Here is a 17,031-nt window from a genome sequence, read left to right as displayed (position 1 = left end):
TCGTTTTTCTTATAAGAAATCTATAAAATACCGGGCAATCTTTTCGGCAAGATGCGGCCTGTCTTTTCCTATCACATTGTGTTGATGAGTAGGATAAACAAAATAGTCGGGATAGGTGCCGGCATCTACACACGCCTTCATAAATCCAAGACTGTGCTGCCAGACTACAACCGGATCGATCGCACCATGAATCATCAACAAACGTCCTTGCAGATTGCCGGCTTTTAGTTTCAGGTTCGCGTTGGCATAACCTTCTTTATTATCTTGCGGCTTATCCATATAACGTTCTCCATACATGATCTCATAGTTTGACCAGTCAATAACCGGACCTCCTGCCGTTCCTACCTTAAACACATCGGGGTGTGTCAGCATCAAATTTGTTGCCATAAAACCACCGTAACTCCAGCCATAAACACCGATGCGTTCGCTATCAATAAAAGGTTGAGCTTTCAAGAACTCCACCCCTTTCATTTGGTCGGCCATTTCGTTTACACCCAGATTACGATGAATCACGCTTTCGAAAGCGAATCCACGGTTTGCCGATCCACGGCTGTCTACCGTAAATACCGCATATCCCTTTTGTGCCATGTAAACATCCCAACCTCCTGCGCCGTAAAACATACGGTCGGTGATTAACTGAGCATGAGGACCACCATACACATAAATAATGACCGGATATTTCTTAGCAGGATCAAAACCCACCGGTTTAACCAAGCGGTAATTCAAATCCGTGTTTCCATCTGCCGCCTTGATCTGCCCGATTAATACTTCAGGCAATTCATAGCCCTTATAAGGATCCGAGGCAGAAAGTAATTGCTTCACTACTTTACCGTCTTTTGCCGAAAGCAGGTTAATATCCCGTGGGATGGAAGGAGAAACGTGCATATCTATCAGGAAGTCGCCATCGGCACTTACTTGTGTAGTATGTATGCCTCCATTTGTTGTAAGGGAAGTACGTTTACCGCTTTTTAAATTTACTTTCCAGGTATGCGTTTCCCGTCCGTTTCCTTCTGTAGCCGAAACAAACAGGTGTTGCCCTTTTTTGTCAAAACCTACTATATCCTTTACAATCCACTCGCCGGATGTTAATTGCTTCAATAACTTTCCTTGTGTATTATATAGGTACAAGTGATTATATCCGTCACGTTGGCTCTGCCAGATAAACTGATCATTCGATCCGGGCAGAAATAAAACCGGATGCTGCGGTTCTACATAGCGATCGTTTTTCTCCTGGAATAAGACGCTTTCTCTTTTTCCTGTTTCCGCATTATAACAAACTAAGCTGAATTCGTTTTGTTCACGGTTCAACTCTGCCAGATAAATGCTTTTTTCATCCGGACTCCACCCTATGTTCGTCAGGTATTTCTCTTTCGGCAATCCGGTTTCCAACCAAACAGTCTTTCCGCTCGCAATATGGTAAACGCCTACAGTCACCTCGTGACTTTTCATTCCGGCCATCGGATATTTAAAAGGCTTGGCTATTGCATAGCGTTGATCAATATCTACGATAGGATAATCCGTTACCATTCGTTCGTCCATACGATAGAACGCTAAAGCATTCCCTTCGGGAGACCAGAATAGTCCTTTGTTGATACCGAATTCACGTTGATGAACAGCTTGTCCGCAAACAATCCCGTCTTCGGATTCCCGGGTAACCGTTCTGTTTTCTTTTGTTGCGGAAAGCAACCCGATATTATTGCCTACAGTAAAAGCCAACCATCCTCCTTTAGGAGCTAATTCATAGTCGCCCCACGCTTTTTCCTGCTTATAATAAGAACTGATTTTATTTTCATCCGGATTATATAAAATACGATGCCCTTTGCTGACAAATAAAAGCTGAGGAATCGCTTTTTGCGGAACAGAAAATGCAGGAAGAGACGAAATTGTATCCAACTCCGAAACTTCGAGCGCCTTATTCAGTTGCTCAAGAGTAAAAGCTAAACTTTCGTTCTTCCCCGGCTGAGCAGTGAACGCGCTATCTCCCCTTACATATAAATACTTATTGCCGTACCACTGAAGTTGTTTTATTGTACGGGGCGTAAACTTACTATACGTCTTCCCTCCCGGGGTCAGATCATGCAGGGTTAACTGTTTTTCTTGCGCTTCCATTCCCATACAACTAAAGAAAACAAACAGGCAAATAAAAATTGTTTTTGTCGATTTAAAAATCATCTCTTTCCCTTCTATTAAAAGGTTTCTTGGGTTTAGTTCCTTTTCTGGAAGGATCATCCCTAAACCGGGGTTTTTCTTGTTTATAACCGGCACTTTTACGGGTAACAAACGTTTCGTACATATCATCTTCTTCCGGATGTGCCTGAGCAAAACGACGTTGTGGAGTATCTACACGCCCTTTCTTCATTCCGGTATCTTTACGTTCCGGCTTTCTGCCTCCTTCAGTCTCATTCAAGGCTTTTTTATAATCCTTGTTCTTGCCTTCAAAGATGTCATAGCAACGGTATTCACACTCCAAAGAGCCGTTCATCAGCTTGATTTTCTCTGCCGGGCGTAAACCTATTTTATCAAAGCACTCGTCTTTGTAGCTAAGAATCCAGGCTTTATAACCTAAAAACACATGTTTCAAACGTTCACCGATCATAGAGTAAAGTCCCATCAAATCGCGTGAAGAAATACGCTCACCGTAAGGCGGGTTTGTAACAAGGATACCCGGTTTCGGTGCTTCTGCATATTGCTGAAAAGGCTTTACTTCCAAGTCGATATACTTATTCAGTCCGGCATTGCGAACATTGGCTTTAGCCGCATCAATCGCAATAGGCGAAATATCCGAACCAATACATTTAAACTTAAACTCACGCTCTGCACTTTCATCATTGTATATCCGGTCAAAAAGATCCTGATCAAAGTCGATCCATTTTTCAAAAGCAAACTCCTTACGGTGAATACCCGGAGCAATATTCAGAGCGATCATAGCCGCTTCAATCAACAGCGTACCCGAACCACACATCGGATCAATAAAATTAGAATCTCCTTTCCACCCCGTTTTCAAAATCATCCCGGCAGCCAACACCTCACTTAGTGGAGCCTCGGTCTGCTCTATACGATAACCACGCTTGTGAAGACTTTCACCGGAACTATCGATAGACAGCGTACAGTCGTTATGAGAGATATGAATATTAATATATAAATCCGGATTATTCACCCGAACAGACGGACGCTTCTCGTATTTATCCATAAAATAATCGACAATCGCGTCTTTCGTGCGATACGCAACAAACTTAGAGTGATTGAAATCTTCCGAGTTAATCACTGAGTCTATAGCAAAAGTCTTATCTAAAGAAATGTAGTTTTCCCACACAACAGTTTGCACCTCTTTATATACCGTATCAGCATCTTTTGCTTTAAAGTGGTATATCGGTTTCAAAATACGTAAGGCTGTTCGGCAACAGAAGTTAGCTTTGTAAAGCAATTCTTTATCTCCGGTAAAGGAAACCATACGTCGGCCTATTTGCACATCATTAGCCCCTAAGGCAATTAACTCCCCGGCCAATATTTCTTCTAACCCATATAGGGTTTTGGCCACCATTTCAAATGTCTCGTTGTTCATTTGTTGTTATTACTAACTAAGCGATTTATTTAGTTGGATTATTCGCGTTTTATATCGGCAAAAGTACATTAAATATCTAATTTATCCGCACTTATACAACCTGCTATTTTTTATGTGGCGCACCGAACTCTTTACAAGTTACCTCTTCCATCTCAATTTTCCAGATCTTCACATTACGTACAGCCGGGTCACTATATTGAAACTCTTTGTCCGAATATTGAGCCATCAGGATATTCAGCACGTCTGTTTTCTTATCAAAATCTTCCTCATACTCAACTTTACCCCAAGCAATTACACTCTTCGAACGCATACGATAACTACAAGCCACCTCCGGATGCTGAAACACAAGATCGTGATCCGTACTAAACGTTATACACACCTTCGGATTACGCTCTAAAATAGAAATACTACGCCCTTCCTGAGCAGAATGCAAGTAGATAATCCCATCTTTATATCCGAAATTCATCGGCAGCACATAAGGCGTTCCGTCAGTATCGGCCATACCAAGATAACAAACTTCGCATTTAGCAATAACCGCCTCAATAAACTCCTTGTCTTCGTGAATTAAAGTTTTCATTCTTTCTCCCTCTTTTACTGTTATCTGCAAAAATAAGAAAAAGACCTTAGCTTTCTACAAATCCCCCAAACGAAGTCAGCCTCCAAGCCCTAAAAAAAGAGAAAAAAACGATCAAAAAACCCCTCTCGCAACTACACTGAAAACCAAACACTTACAAAGGCAAAAAACATAAAGGTTATTTTTCCAAACATAAAGGTTATTTTTGAAAAAATATCCTTTATGTTTTAAAAGATATTACTATGCAATTTTCTACACCAACACGACGAGTAATCCTTTGGCGCCGTGGGCTCCTACTACGAGGGCTTGTTCGATGTCGGCGGTTTTGGAAGGGCCGGAGATGAAAACGCCGAAAGCAGCATTGTGAAAATTGAGTTGTGCGTATGCTTCGTGCATGTTATTGACTATGTCTTGTTTGTTTAACAGGATGACTAAATATTCAGCGATGAAACAGATTACGCGTTCTTTCATCAGTTGTGGTACCCATACACAGGCGTTTTCTGCTACACCGATTTCTCCGCGTACTATGGCCAGATCTATTTGGTTTAGCGAATGAGGATCGGCTGTTTCGTCCGGGTTTATGGTTGCTAAACTGATTTCCGGCAAGTTTGAGGCTATGTTTTTTGCCTCTGTAAAGTGAGCGCGGATTAATTCATTGAGGTTTTCGTCGGGCTGTAATTCTATCGCTTCACCTCCTGTTGTTTGAAGTATGCTTTTGAATTGGGCTATTTTATCGGCATACTGTATTGCGTTAATTTCTATAGTCGGCATATCGTGTTTTTCTTTGATATGCTGCTTCACTCTTGCTATTATTTCTGCTTTGCTACTCATGATCGGTATGTTTTTGTTTTGCGCCTGTTACTTTTCCTTTCTGCCACAGAGAAGCGAATGATGAGGAAGCGAAACGAGGTAATTCCCTACCCTTTCCCCAATCATTCAATCCGTTATAAACAAACGGACGAGGCATGTAGTTAAGCATAGGTGCCATTTTCAGTCCTGCACGAAACAGGGTTGGACGTTTAAACATAAATTCCATTCCGACAGACATTATTTTTTTCATCGGATCGGCTTTTCCGAATGAATCCAGTTTTTGCCGCCATCTGTATATCTGGTCTGCCAGGTCTATTTTTACGGGGCATACATTATTGCATGAGTAGCAAAGTGAACAGGCGGATACGTTATCCGAATATTCTTCCGGAGAACGAAGCATCCCCAGGTTAATACCGATTGGGCCGGGAATAAAATAGGTGTATGAATATCCACCACTTCTACGATAAACAGGGCAAGTATTCATACAAGCTCCACAACGAATACATTTCAGGGTTTGAATGTGTTCGCTGTTGGCCAATGTATCACTTCTGCCATTGTCTACAATCACCAGATGCATTTCACCTCCTTCACGGGGTTTGCGATAGTGAGAAGTATAGGCCGTCACAGGTTGTCCCGTAGCAGAACGGGCAAGTAAGCGGGTAAAGACGGCAAGAGATTTCAGGTCGGGAACCAGCTTTTCCATACCCATCGACACAATATGCAGCGGAGAAAGGGAAGTTCCCATATCCGCATTGCCTTCGTTTGTACAAACAACTATATCTCCCGTTGCGGCAACACCAAAATTAGCCCCCGTCATTGCAGCATCGGCCGTTAGAAATTCTTCACGCAAATGCGCTCGCGCGGCACGGGTAAGGTAGGTCGGGTCACTGTTGTCTTTTTCTGTTTGCAATTTTTCTTCAAAAAGTTTCCCTACTTCTTGCCGTTTCAGATGAATCGCCGGCATTACAATATGACTCGGAGCCTGATCCATCAATTGGAGAATGCGCTCTCCGAGGTCACTTTCAACCACTTGTATACCCCGTTCAATCAGGTAAGGGTTAAGATGGCATTCTTCCGTCAACATAGATTTGCTCTTAACCAATTTCTTTACATGGTGACTATGCAGAATGGTATAAACGATCCGGTTGTGTTCTTCCGCGTCTTTCGCCCAATGAACCCGCACGCCATTTGCTTCTGCTTGGGTGGAAAATTCCTCTAAATATTGATCCAGATGTGTTATGGTATGCATCTTGATCTGGTGTGCAGTATCGCGCAGCTCTTCCCATTCAGGTAATTGCATGGCTACTTTATCCCGTTTATCCCGAACAAAATGCAAGGTTTGATTATGCCATGTTTCCTGCGCCTTATTGGCAATAAAGCGATCAGCGGCTTTTGTGTGTTTCGTACTCATAATCCGGACGCCAAAATTTGTGTGACATGAATAAACTTGATCGGCAGTTTTTCCCGTTGAGCTACCCCTTGCATATGCATCAGGCACGAACTGTCTGCTCCTGTAATATATTCCGCTCCCGTTTGTATATGGTTATGCACTTTGTCTTGTCCCATACAAACAGAAACTGAAGGTTCTTCAATGGCAAACATACCACCGAACCCACAACACTCATCCACATAATCCGGCTCATAAATCTCCACTCCCTCCACAAGAGAGAGCAGATCTTTAATTTTTGAAAAGCGGGGGATATTTAATTCGCTGGCTGCAGAAAGTTGTAATTCGCGTACGCCGTGACAACTATTGTGTATGCTCACTTTGTGCGGGAACCGACCGGGCAGTTTGTCTACTTTTACGATATCATGCAGAAACTCGCAGATATCATATATCTTACCACTTGTACGACATGCATGTCCTTCTTTCTTCAGTAAGTCCGGGTGATGTTCGCGAACGAACGCAACACAACTGGCGGAAGGCCCCACCACATAATCGTAATTGTCAAAAATGCGGTCGAACTCAGCGGCCAACGGAATCGCTTTGTCTTCAAAACCTGCGTTGGCCATTGGCTGGCCGCAGCAGGTTTGTTCCAAAGGATAATCTACATCAATCCCCAAATAATCTAATAATTTGTAAGAGGCAACGCCAACCTCGGGATAGACCGCGTTTACATAACACGGGATAAATAACCCTACTTTCATTTAAACTATGCTTTAGTTTCGAGATACACTACATGTGTCTGCAGGTATTCTTCCAATCCATGTTTGCCATCCGCACCTCCTATCCCGGATTTGCGCCAGCCTGCATGGAATCCCTGCATGGCTTCAAAGTTTTCTCTATTAATATATGTTTCGCCAAACTTGAGTGCTCTAACCAGCTTGAATGCAGTGTCCAGATTTTGTGTGTATACAGAAGAAGTGAGCCCGTATTCACAATCATTTGCCCAGGCAATAGCATCTTCAATATCCGTAAATTCCACAACGGGCAGAACCGGACCAAAGGTCTCTTCCTGAATAATGTCCATCTTCTGCGTGGCATTGATCAATACTGTCGGCTCGTAAAAGTAACCTTTATTTCCTATTCTATTGCCTCCGCAAACTAATTTCGCACCTTGCTCTATTGCTTTTTCCACTTTTTCATGAACGGTAGTCAATGCTTTTGCTTCCACAAGCGGTCCCATATCAAGGTCTGCCACTTCGGCAGGGTTGCCTACTTTAACCTCTCCCATAGCGGCTACAAGCTTATCGATAAACAGATCCTTTACCTTACTATGCACATAAACACGCTCGGCACAGTTACACACTTGTCCCGTATTAATTACGCGTGAAGCAACGATCGACTTAACAGCCAGATCAAGATCGGCATCGTCCATCACAATCGCGGGTGCTTTTCCTCCGAGTTCAAGAGAAACCTTCGTTATATTCGGAGCGGCGGCAGCCATTGTCTGCTGTCCGGCTTCTACACTTCCTGTAAGACTTACCATGCCGACTTTCGGATTTGAAGCCAACTCATTGCCTAACACAGAACCACGCCCATTCACCAAATTGAATACACCTGCCGGCAAACCGGATTCCGCCACTATTTCCGCAAAAACATGCGCGTTGATCGGCGTAATCTGACTTGGCTTAACTACAATCGTATTACCTGTCACCAGTGCAGGAGCAGCTTTACGGGCAATAAGGAAGAACGGAAAGTTCCAAGGTAAAATGCCGGTTGTAACACCTATTGCTTTTTTGAAAAGAAAAATACTTTCAAGCGGACGATCACTCTGAATAATTTCGCCCTCATAACGACGAGCCCATCCGGCCATGTATTCAATGTAGTCGGCCGTAAACAAAACCTCAACGTTGGCTAAGCCTTGTGTTTTACCACCTTCAGCAACAATAATATCAGTCAGTTCTTTCTCTCTTTTCCGTATACCGGAAGCAATACGCATCAAATAACCGGCACGTTGAATAGCCGGGAGCTTTTCCCAAGCAGTTTGTGCCTTTTCCGCAGCATCAATCGCCTTGCGAACATCATCCACCGTGCCATCCGGTTGACGAGCAATTACTTCTTCTGTGGAGGGATTTAACACATCGATCCATTTTCCGGTATTGTTTTCAATAAATTTACCGTCAATAAACATTTTCAGACTTTTCATAAGTTCTCCAATTTAAGTAGCTAAATAATATAAATTAAATCGTCTATATCCTAAACGGATAGCGGTCATTTACAAATTTAGAGAAGGGGTACTTATTTCTTATTTAATATTTGACAGAAAAAGTTGCAAAAATGGGAGTTGTTTATTCAGTCTGCTACAGAAAGAGCACGCGCCCTCTTTTTTTTGGGAGGACGCGTGACTACAGATAAGTGTTAAAAAAATGTCTTTAATTCAGGTAATCCTTTTCCTGTTGTTTTTTTACTTCGGCGAGAACTTTATCCAAACTGATTTTTAATTCGCCGGCAATACCTTCTCCGCATCTTGCGTCTGCCTGATAGAATCGGGCGATAGCTCGTACTTGAATTTCTTCCGGCACACCGGTCATTGAACGGGCCGCATTGCCGTGTAAACGTATTTTCTCAGCTTCAGGAAGCAACTTGTAAAGGTCTCCCGGTTGAGTATAGTAATCTTTATCGTCGCGATGATTGTAATTGTAGGCATCCCCTTCCAGTTTCAATGGTGGTTCCTGATAAGCCTTGTTTTCTACGGGACCGTTAAAACTGTTTGGCTCATAATTCGGGCTTGCTCCTCCATTGTTGTCAAAACGCATGTGTCCATCTCTGTGATAGTTATGCACCGGACATTTAGGGGCATTAACCGGAAGACTTTCAAAATTCACTCCTAAGCGATAACGATGAGCGTCACCATAGGCAAACAAACGTCCTTGAAGCATTTTATCCGGAGAATAACTGATTCCGGGAACAATATTCGCCGGGTTAAAGGCTGCCTGTTCTACTGTCGCGAAGTAGTTATCCGGATTACGGTTCAACTCCATTACGCCTACTTCAATAAGCGGATAATCTTTCTGGCTCCACACCTTGGTCAGATCAAACGGATTGAAACGATAAGTCTTTGCATCTTCTTCGGGCATGATCTGAACACACATCTTCCATTTAGGGAAGTTGCCGGAAGCAATGTGGTTAAACAAATCCCGTTGAGAATATTCTCTGTCTTTCGCAACAATATCTGCCGCTTCCTGATCAGTGAAATTAGCAATGCCCTGTTGTGTTTTAAAATGAAATTTCACCCAATACCTTACATTATCTTTATTTATAAAGCTAAATGTATGGCTACCGAATCCGTGTTGCTGCCGCAGATTTTGCGGAATTCCCCGGTCACTCATCAGAATCATTACCTGATGTAATGTTTCAGGAGATAAACTCCAGAAATCCCATGCCGCTGTAGCACTACGCAAGTTGGTTTGCGGATCACGCTTTTGCGTGTGAATAAAATCCGGGAATTTCAGCGGGTCACGCAGGAAAAATACAGGCGTATTGTTGCCTACCAAGTCCCAGTTACCCTCTTCCGTATAAAATTTCAATGCAAAACCACGCACATCCCGTTCCGTATCCGCAGCTCCACGTTCACCGGCAACGGTCGAAAAACGCAGGAACAACGGTGTCTTTTTCCCGATTTCAGAGAATAGGGATGCCTTTGTGTATTGTGAGATATCATGCGTAATGGTTAATGTACCAAAAGCGCCGGAACCTTTTGCATGAACCACCCTTTCCGGAATACGCTCACGATTAAAATGCGCCAGTTTTTCCATATACCATGCGTCTTGCATTAATACCGGCCCGTGAGGCCCTGCCGTACTGGTGTTCTGATTATCGGCGATAGGTCGCCCCGACTCAGAAGTCAATGTTTTTTTCTTCTCTTCCATAATCTTGTGTTTCAAATGATATAATTCAAAAGTATAGATTTAATAAAATATATTTGTGTTTTCTTACATCGTAATAATTGATACCTTGATATATTAAATCAATAAGGAAGGCGGAAATCTACATTTATCGTCCTGCGTTTAGAAAAGATGGACACTTATCCGCAACAAATTAGTTCTCTTGTTAACATTTCAAATTCATGCTGAAAAAAGCCACTTGATTTCCCATATCCTTTATAAAAATAAATATAACCTTTATTTTTCGAAAAATATCCTTTGTTTTTCAAAAAATATCCTTTATCATTTTCTCATGCTTCAAGTCATTGATAATCAGATGCTTTAAAAATACATTTTTAGCAGCACAATTCTGCCGTTTTTTAACTTAAAAAACGCATAAAAACAAGCTGTTTATAAACAAAAAGTAAAAGTGGAAAGCACACTTAAAGTAACACAACATATCAGTGGGGGTAAAAGGCATGATTTCAGGGTGTTGATAACTTTTTACAGCTATTTGCTATTTATATTGGATGAAAGTATTTAATTTTACTGTCAATTAGTGATTTTAAATTCGAGAAATGGGAAAAGAGGAGGAGGTTTATCATGTACCGGTCATGCTAAACGAATGTATTGAGGGTTTGGCTATCATTTCTAACGGCGTTTACATCGACGTTACCTTTGGCGGTGGCGGGCATTCTCGCGAAATTCTGACCCATCTGGGAAACTCCGGCAGGCTATACGGGTTTGATCAGGATGCTGATGCGGAGCAAAATATACCCAAAGACAACCGCTTTACTTTTATCCGAAGCAATTTTCGTTATTTATATAATTTTGCCCGTTACCACGGTATTGTGGAAGAAGCAAATGGGTTATTGGCCGATTTGGGCGTTTCTTCTCATCATTTTGACGATAAAGACCGGGGGTTTTCTTTCCGTTTTGACGGAGCGCTGGACATGCGTATGAATACACGCTCCGGTAAAACCGCGGCTGATGTAGTAAACAACTATTCTGAAGAGGCTTTAGCGGATGTATTTTATCTTTATGGCGAATTGAAAATGGCGCGCAGGTTAGCGTCCTTATTCGTAAGAGAAAGAGTAAACAGACCGATTGACACGATTGAGACTCTGCTGGATGTAATAAAACCGTTTACGGCAAAAGACAAAGAAAAAAAATTCCTCGCGCAAGTGTTTCAGGCGTTACGTATCGAAGTGAACGACGAGATGCGCGCGTTGAAAGACATGCTAAGCCAGAGTCTTCAGGTGTTAAAACCGGGCGGGCGATTAGTGGTTATGACCTATCACTCATTAGAAGACCGGTTAGTAAAAAACTTTCTGAAAACAGGCAATTTCGAGGGTAAGAGCGAACAGGACTTCTTTGGAAACAGGCAAACGCCTTTCCGGATGATCAACAATAAAGTAATTGTTCCGTCGGCAGAAGAGGTAGAAAGAAATCCAAGATCAAGAAGTGCGAAATTACGTATAGCTGAAAAGATATAGAGAAGATATGGAAGAGAAGAAACAGCAAAAACAAACAAAGAAAAAAGAAAAAAGGCTATCGCTTTTGTACATTCTGGGTGGAGGGATCCTGAAAGAGGATTTCATTGTCAGGCATACAAAAATGATCGTGCTGGTTGTTGTGCTGATCTTTTTCTTCATTGGCAACAGGTATACCTGCATGCAGAAATTAAGGGAAATAGATCGTTTGCAGCAGCAACTGCGCGACGTCCGTTTTGAGGCGCTTTCTATTTCGTCCGAATTAACCGGGCATAGCCGGCAGTCTCAGATCGAATTTTTGATCGAGGAGCAAGGTATAGATCTGGAAGTTGCCAAGAAACCTCCTTACGAAATTCATAAATAGAACTATGTCTGAAGAGAAAGGTGTGAATGAACAAGGTCCGAAAACCAACAGGATTCTAACGAACTATTTTATCGTTGTAGTCTTCTTGGGCTTTATTGTTGCAGGAATTATTATCTGTGCTTTCAATACGGCTTTTGTTGAAAAAGACAAATGGGAGAAGGTAGCCGCCAGCCAGCAGCGACCCAACCGGCTGATTCTGCCGGGACGGGGGAATATTTACGCTGAAGATGGCAAACTGATGGCTACAAGCGTTCCTCGTTATTACACGTATATCGACTTTAGGGCAGATGGTTTTGCGGTTGATACGTTCCTGAAATCCAAAACGAACGGCATCGATTCTTTATCGATTTATTTATCCCGAAAATTAAAAAACCGGACTCCGGCAGGGTATAAAGCGCATTTATTAAGCGGATTAAAAAGCAAAAGCCGCCAATACCCCATTTTTGAAGGGCGCATCTCCTATTCCGATCTGAAAGAAATCAAAAAATATCCGTTTCTGCGGCAAAGCAAATACAAAAGCGGGTTTTACACCAAAGAAATGGTGCAACGCCAAAAGCCTTTCGGCACGTTGGCTTCACGTACCATCGGCGATATTTATGGGGAAATAGAGGAGAGCGGAGTTACAAAAGGTAAAAACGGACTGGAACTACAGTACGATTCGTTACTTCGCGGAGAAGCCGGACTCAGCTCTGTACGCCGCTTGGGTGGCGGATGGACGAATGTGGTTGAGATTGAACCGGTTGACGGAATGGATATTCGTACCACTATTGATATCGGACTACAAGACATCACGGAAAAATCACTCGTAGATATGCTTCGGAACATCGATGCAGAATCGGGCACTGCCATTGTGATGGAGGTAGAAACCGGAGAAATTAAGGCGATAACCAATATGGGACGTATCCGTGAAGGGGTTTACGGCGAAACTAAAAATCATGCCGTGGCCGACGAGATAGAGCCGGGTTCTACCTTTAAAGTAGCCTCCATTATGGTGGCGTTGGAAGACGGTCTTTGTAGCCCGCACGACACTGTAGATGTAGGCAATGGTATATATATGTATAAAGGAGCCCGCATGACCGACCACAACATGAACCGGGGAGGATACGGGCGCATCTCGGTAGAGGAAGCTATTTGGTTTTCTTCCAACATCGGTGTTGCCAAAACCATCCTGAAAGGGTACGACAAGAATCCGACAAAATTTGTTGAGGGTCTTTACAAACTCGGGCTGACCATTCCTTTGAACCTGGAAATTCCGGGTGCAGGTCGTGCTAAAATCCGAATGCCCAACGACACGGCTTTGTATTGGTCGAAAACCACGCTTCCGTGGATGTCTTTCGGTTACGAAACGCAGATCCCTCCTATCTACACTTTAACCTTTTTCAATGCGATAGCGAATAGCGGAAAGATGGTTCGCCCCATGTTTACCAAAGAGATATTAAATAATGGCAAGGTATCGAAAAGCTTCTCGACAGAGGTATTGAAATCGTCTATCTGTTCCGACAAGACGCTTGAAATCATTCAGGATATGTTGCTTGGGGTAGTAGAAAAAGGTACGGGAAAGGTGATTCATTCGGACGCGATACCCATTGCGGGTAAAACCGGAACGGCACAGATCGCATCGGGAGGTGTATATCGCACAAGCGGGCATCAGGTAACTTTCTGCGGTTATTTTCCGGCCGACAAGCCTAAGTATTCCAGCATTGTGGTGATCAGACGTCCACGTATCGGCTATGCTTCCGGAGGAGGTATGTCCGGAGTGGTGGTGAAAAATATCGCTGAAAAAATTTACGCCAATCACATGGCATTCGACATCAAATCTGTAGAGAGGGACTCGTTAGCTGTACTTACACCTCTTCCTAAGTCGGGTGGAAAGAAAGACCTGAAACTCGCGTTGAATGCACTGAATATTGACACAGAGGAGGATAACGTAGAAACAGACTGGCTCGTTGCCGAACGTACAGAGTCGGGGGACAAGGTTGTGTTAAAAGATTTGACCCTGAAAGAAGGTTTGGTTCCCCGTGTAACAGGCATGGGTGCGAAAGACGCCGTATTCCTGATGGAGAGTGCCGGCTTACGTGTAAATCTGCAAGGTAGCGGCCGGGTGGTTTCGCAAAGTCTTTCTCCCGGACAACGGATAGCAAAAGGGCAGACTGTTTTACTTACATTAAAATAGAAAGATTTAGTATAACAAGATATGAAACTAAAGGAATTAATTAGCTCGCTGCCTTCGCCGCTCCTGACCGGAGAGACAGATAAGGTAATAACCGGCATCCAGGCTGATTCACGATCAGTAGTAGAAGGAAATCTATTCGTTGCCGTAAGAGGAACAGCGGTAGATGGGCACACCTATATTGCCGGAGCAATTGAGCAGGGTGCGGTAGCGATCGTCTGCGAAGAGATTCCTGCCGGGCTCGAATCGACATGTTCTTTTATACAAGTAAAGGATTCGGCCGACGCTTTGGGAAAGTTAGCCTCGGCATGGTATGGCTTTCCTTCGGAACAATTGATGCTGGTTGGCGTTACCGGAACAAACGGGAAAACAACAACCGCTACCTTATTATATTCGCTTTTCCGCAAATTAGGATATAAAACGGGATTACTTTCAACCGTATGTAATTATATTGACAATGAAGCGGTTCCAACAGAGCACACTACGCCCGATCCGCTAACACTTCATGCCTTATTGGCACGTATGGTAGACGCCGGTTGTGAATACGCGTTTATGGAAGTAAGTTCTCACGCGGTAGATCAGCGACGTATTAGCGGTTTACACTTTGACGGTGCGATTTTCACGAATCTCACACGTGACCATTTGGATTATCACAAAACGGTAGATAATTATCTGAAGGCAAAAAAGACTTTCTTTGACAATCTTCCCGCAACAGCATTTGCCCTGACCAATATGGATGACAAAGCCGGTCCGGTTATGTTGCAAAACACGACGGCTAAGAAATTGACTTACTCGTTAAGAACGCTCGCCGACTTTAAGGCTAAAATTCTGGAATCTCATTTTGAAGGCACCGATCTTCTGATCAACGACCGGGAAGTGATGGTGCATTTTGTAGGACGTTTTAACACCTATAATCTATTGGCTGTTTACGGAGCGGCAGTCGCTTTGGGAGAAGAACCCGAAGATATACTCATAGGACTAAGCACACTTCAGTCTGTTTCGGGGCGTTTCGAAACAATTCGCTCTGTGTTAGGCTATACCGCGATTGTAGATTATGCCCATACGCCTGACGCATTGTCTAATGTACTCAACGGAATTCATGAAGTGCTTGAAGGAAGCGGCCGGGTTATTACGGTTGTAGGCGCAGGTGGTAATCGGGATAAGGGGAAACGCCCTTTGATGGCCAAAGAAGCCGTGGATAAAAGTGATCAGGTGATCCTGACGTCAGACAATCCTCGTTTTGAAGAACCGGATGCAATCATACAAGATATGGTTGCCGGATTATCCGCGTCGGATATGCAACGAACACTTTGCATCACAGACCGAACGCAAGCAATCAAAACAGCTATCATGCTGGCAAAAAAAGGAGATGTTATCCTGATTGCCGGTAAGGGGCATGAGGACTATCAGGATGTAAAAGGGGTGAAGCATCATTTTGACGATAGAGAAAAGGTGCAGGAAATTTTTAAAACACAAGAATTATAAGACATGTTATATTATCTGTTTAATTATTTAGATCAGATCGACCTGCCCGGAGCAGGGATGTTTAAGTATGTATCATTCCGTTCGGGATTAGCTTTGATACTTTCTTTATTTATCTCCACGGCTATCGGTCGCAGAATTATAGACAGATTACAACAGCTTCAGATTGGCGAGACTGTTCGGAATCTCGGACTTGAGGGGCAGATGAACAAAAAGGGGACTCCTACGATGGGAGGTATTATCATTATTATTGCTATCCTCGTTCCTGTTCTTTTGTGTGCCCGCCTGGAGAATATCTACATCATCCTTATGTTGATTACAACAATTTGGTTAGGTGCGATAGGTTTCACAGACGATTACATCAAGGTGTTCAAGAAAGATAAAGAGGGGCTTCACGGCAGGTTCAAAATTGTTGGGCAGATTGGACTTGGACTTATTGTAGGTATAATCTTATTCATAAGTCCGGATGTGGTGATCCGTGAAAATGTTGAAATGCGCGCGGCGAATACAATTGAAGAAGTGAATGTATATCAGGATGAAGCCAAATCAACGAAAACAACCATTCCGTTTATGAAGAATAACAACTTCGATTATGCCGTTTTGGTTAGCTGGGCGAATGAATACAAAGAACCCGCTGCCTGGATTGTGTTTGTTTTGATGGTTATTCTTGTTGTAACGGCTGTTTCCAACGGGGCCAACCTGACGGATGGATTGGATGGGCTTGCCGCAGGTAGTTCGGCAATCATCGGGGTGGCTTTAGGCATTTTAGCCTACATGTCTTCACACGTTCAATTCGCGTCTTTCCTGAACATCATGTTTATTCCGGGAGCTGAAGAGTTAGTAGTTTTTGCCGCGGCGTTTATCGGCGCCACAATTGGCTTTTTGTGGTATAACGCTTATCCCGCGCAGGTTTTCATGGGAGACACCGGAAGTCTTACCCTTGGCGGTATTATTGCGGTATTTGCCATTATCATTCGCAAGGAATTACTTATTCCTATACTTTGTGGCATATTTCTTGTTGAAAGTCTTTCTGTAATACTTCAAGTAGCTTATTTTAAATATACAAAAAAGAAATATGGCGAAGGTCGACGTATCTTCAAGATGACGCCTCTCCACCATCATTTTCAAAAGCAAGGGAATGCCGGCATTCAGGCAATGCTCCAGAAGCCGTTTAATGTTGTTCCGGAATCAAAGATTGTTGTCCGTTTCTGGTTGATCGGCATTATTCTGGCTGTTATCACAATCGTTACGCTAAAGATGAGATAAGCT

Annotated in this window: 13 protein-coding genes; 5 read left to right on the top strand and 8 right to left on the bottom strand. The window is 43.2% G+C overall.

Features of this window, described 5'->3' with window-relative positions; genetic code table 11:
* Window positions 1-9: 9 nt before the first annotated feature.
* The 8 genes from B9Y81_RS13685 to B9Y81_RS13650 all read right to left on the bottom strand — a co-directional run bounded on the left by B9Y81_RS13685 (window position 10) and on the right by B9Y81_RS13650 (window position 10,259).
* On the bottom strand, window positions 10-2,172 hold the full coding sequence (locus tag B9Y81_RS13685; protein WP_085537793.1) for a S9 family peptidase: 2,163 nt from the start codon (window positions 2,170-2,172) through the stop codon (window positions 10-12).
* Complete coding sequence (locus B9Y81_RS13680; RefSeq protein WP_085537794.1) at window positions 2,162-3,541, bottom strand: THUMP domain-containing class I SAM-dependent RNA methyltransferase; 1,380 nt, start codon at window positions 3,539-3,541, stop codon at window positions 2,162-2,164. Before B9Y81_RS13680 ends, B9Y81_RS13685 begins: the two co-directional genes overlap by 11 nt.
* Window positions 3,542-3,665: 124 nt before the next feature.
* Window positions 3,666-4,139: a pyridoxamine 5'-phosphate oxidase family protein gene (locus B9Y81_RS13675; RefSeq protein ID WP_085537462.1), complete on the bottom strand. Its 474-nt coding sequence runs from the start codon at window positions 4,137-4,139 to the stop codon at window positions 3,666-3,668.
* A gap of 249 nt (window positions 4,140-4,388) precedes the next feature.
* On the bottom strand, window positions 4,389-4,967 hold the full coding sequence (locus B9Y81_RS13670) for a LutC/YkgG family protein (RefSeq protein WP_085537461.1): 579 nt from the start codon (window positions 4,965-4,967) through the stop codon (window positions 4,389-4,391).
* Complete coding sequence (locus tag B9Y81_RS13665) at window positions 4,960-6,357, bottom strand: lactate utilization protein B (protein WP_085537460.1); 1,398 nt, start codon at window positions 6,355-6,357, stop codon at window positions 4,960-4,962. Before B9Y81_RS13665 ends, B9Y81_RS13670 begins: the two co-directional genes overlap by 8 nt.
* Window positions 6,354-7,094, bottom strand: coding sequence for a (Fe-S)-binding protein (locus tag B9Y81_RS13660; protein WP_085537459.1), 741 nt, complete (start codon window positions 7,092-7,094; stop codon window positions 6,354-6,356). The genes B9Y81_RS13665 and B9Y81_RS13660 overlap by 4 nt, the downstream gene beginning before the upstream one ends.
* A 5-nt stretch (window positions 7,095-7,099) precedes the next feature.
* A complete protein-coding gene (aldA, locus tag B9Y81_RS13655; protein ID WP_085537458.1) occupies window positions 7,100-8,536 on the bottom strand; it encodes an aldehyde dehydrogenase in 1,437 nt (478 codons plus the stop codon).
* Between the two features lie 226 nt (window positions 8,537-8,762).
* Window positions 8,763-10,259, bottom strand: coding sequence for a catalase (locus B9Y81_RS13650; protein WP_085537457.1), 1,497 nt, complete (start codon window positions 10,257-10,259; stop codon window positions 8,763-8,765).
* Window positions 10,260-10,831: 572 nt separating this feature from the next.
* Between B9Y81_RS13650 and rsmH the strand changes: the two genes are divergently transcribed.
* The 5 genes from rsmH to mraY are packed head-to-tail and all read left to right on the top strand — an operon-like array spanning window position 10,832 to window position 17,028.
* Window positions 10,832-11,749 carry a 16S rRNA (cytosine(1402)-N(4))-methyltransferase RsmH gene (gene rsmH, locus B9Y81_RS13645; RefSeq protein WP_085537456.1) on the top strand — a complete coding sequence of 306 codons (918 nt, stop codon included), beginning with the start codon at window positions 10,832-10,834 and terminating at the stop codon, window positions 11,747-11,749.
* A 7-nt stretch (window positions 11,750-11,756) separates the two neighbouring features.
* Window positions 11,757-12,110 carry an FtsL-like putative cell division protein gene (locus B9Y81_RS13640; RefSeq protein WP_085537455.1) on the top strand — a complete coding sequence of 118 codons (354 nt, stop codon included), beginning with the start codon at window positions 11,757-11,759 and terminating at the stop codon, window positions 12,108-12,110.
* A gap of 4 nt (window positions 12,111-12,114) precedes the next feature.
* On the top strand, window positions 12,115-14,283 hold the full coding sequence (locus B9Y81_RS13635; RefSeq protein ID WP_085537454.1) for a penicillin-binding protein: 2,169 nt from the start codon (window positions 12,115-12,117) through the stop codon (window positions 14,281-14,283).
* Between the two features lie 21 nt (window positions 14,284-14,304).
* Window positions 14,305-15,765 (top strand): UDP-N-acetylmuramoyl-L-alanyl-D-glutamate--2,6-diaminopimelate ligase, encoded by a 1,461-nt coding sequence (locus B9Y81_RS13630; protein WP_085537453.1) that lies wholly within the window; start codon window positions 14,305-14,307, stop codon window positions 15,763-15,765.
* Between the two features lie 3 nt (window positions 15,766-15,768).
* Window positions 15,769-17,028 carry a phospho-N-acetylmuramoyl-pentapeptide-transferase gene (mraY, locus tag B9Y81_RS13625; RefSeq protein WP_085537452.1) on the top strand — a complete coding sequence of 420 codons (1,260 nt, stop codon included), beginning with the start codon at window positions 15,769-15,771 and terminating at the stop codon, window positions 17,026-17,028.
* Window positions 17,029-17,031: the final 3 nt, after the last annotated feature.

It is taken from the genome of Massilibacteroides vaginae, assembly GCF_900178525.1.
GTDB lineage: Bacteria > Bacteroidota > Bacteroidia > Bacteroidales > Tannerellaceae > Massilibacteroides > Massilibacteroides vaginae.
The sequence above is the reverse complement of the archived record's forward strand: the minus strand, read 5'-3'. Positions and strand labels throughout refer to the sequence as shown.

Excerpts from the sequence above, each read along its gene's own strand:
- B9Y81_RS13640 (WP_085537455.1), top strand. The coding sequence starts at position 11,757 with ATGGAAGAGAAGAAACAGCAAAAACAAACAAAGAAAAAAGAAAAAAGG.
- B9Y81_RS13660 (WP_085537459.1), bottom strand. The coding sequence starts at position 7,094 with ATGAAAGTAGGGTTATTTATCCCGTGTTATGTAAACGCGGTCTATCCC.
- B9Y81_RS13675 (WP_085537462.1), bottom strand. The coding sequence starts at position 4,139 with ATGAAAACTTTAATTCACGAAGACAAGGAGTTTATTGAGGCGGTTATT.
- mraY (WP_085537452.1), top strand. The coding sequence starts at position 15,769 with ATGTTATATTATCTGTTTAATTATTTAGATCAGATCGACCTGCCCGGA.
- B9Y81_RS13665 (WP_085537460.1), bottom strand. The coding sequence starts at position 6,357 with ATGAGTACGAAACACACAAAAGCCGCTGATCGCTTTATTGCCAATAAG.
- B9Y81_RS13635 (WP_085537454.1), top strand. The coding sequence starts at position 12,115 with ATGTCTGAAGAGAAAGGTGTGAATGAACAAGGTCCGAAAACCAACAGG.
- aldA (WP_085537458.1), bottom strand. The coding sequence starts at position 8,536 with ATGAAAAGTCTGAAAATGTTTATTGACGGTAAATTTATTGAAAACAAT.
- B9Y81_RS13685 (WP_085537793.1), bottom strand. The coding sequence starts at position 2,172 with ATGATTTTTAAATCGACAAAAACAATTTTTATTTGCCTGTTTGTTTTC.
- B9Y81_RS13670 (WP_085537461.1), bottom strand. The coding sequence starts at position 4,967 with ATGAGTAGCAAAGCAGAAATAATAGCAAGAGTGAAGCAGCATATCAAA.
- rsmH (WP_085537456.1), top strand. The coding sequence starts at position 10,832 with ATGGGAAAAGAGGAGGAGGTTTATCATGTACCGGTCATGCTAAACGAA.
- B9Y81_RS13680 (WP_085537794.1), bottom strand. The coding sequence starts at position 3,541 with ATGGTGGCCAAAACCCTATATGGGTTAGAAGAAATATTGGCCGGGGAG.
- B9Y81_RS13630 (WP_085537453.1), top strand. The coding sequence starts at position 14,305 with ATGAAACTAAAGGAATTAATTAGCTCGCTGCCTTCGCCGCTCCTGACC.
- B9Y81_RS13650 (WP_085537457.1), bottom strand. The coding sequence starts at position 10,259 with ATGGAAGAGAAGAAAAAAACATTGACTTCTGAGTCGGGGCGACCTATC.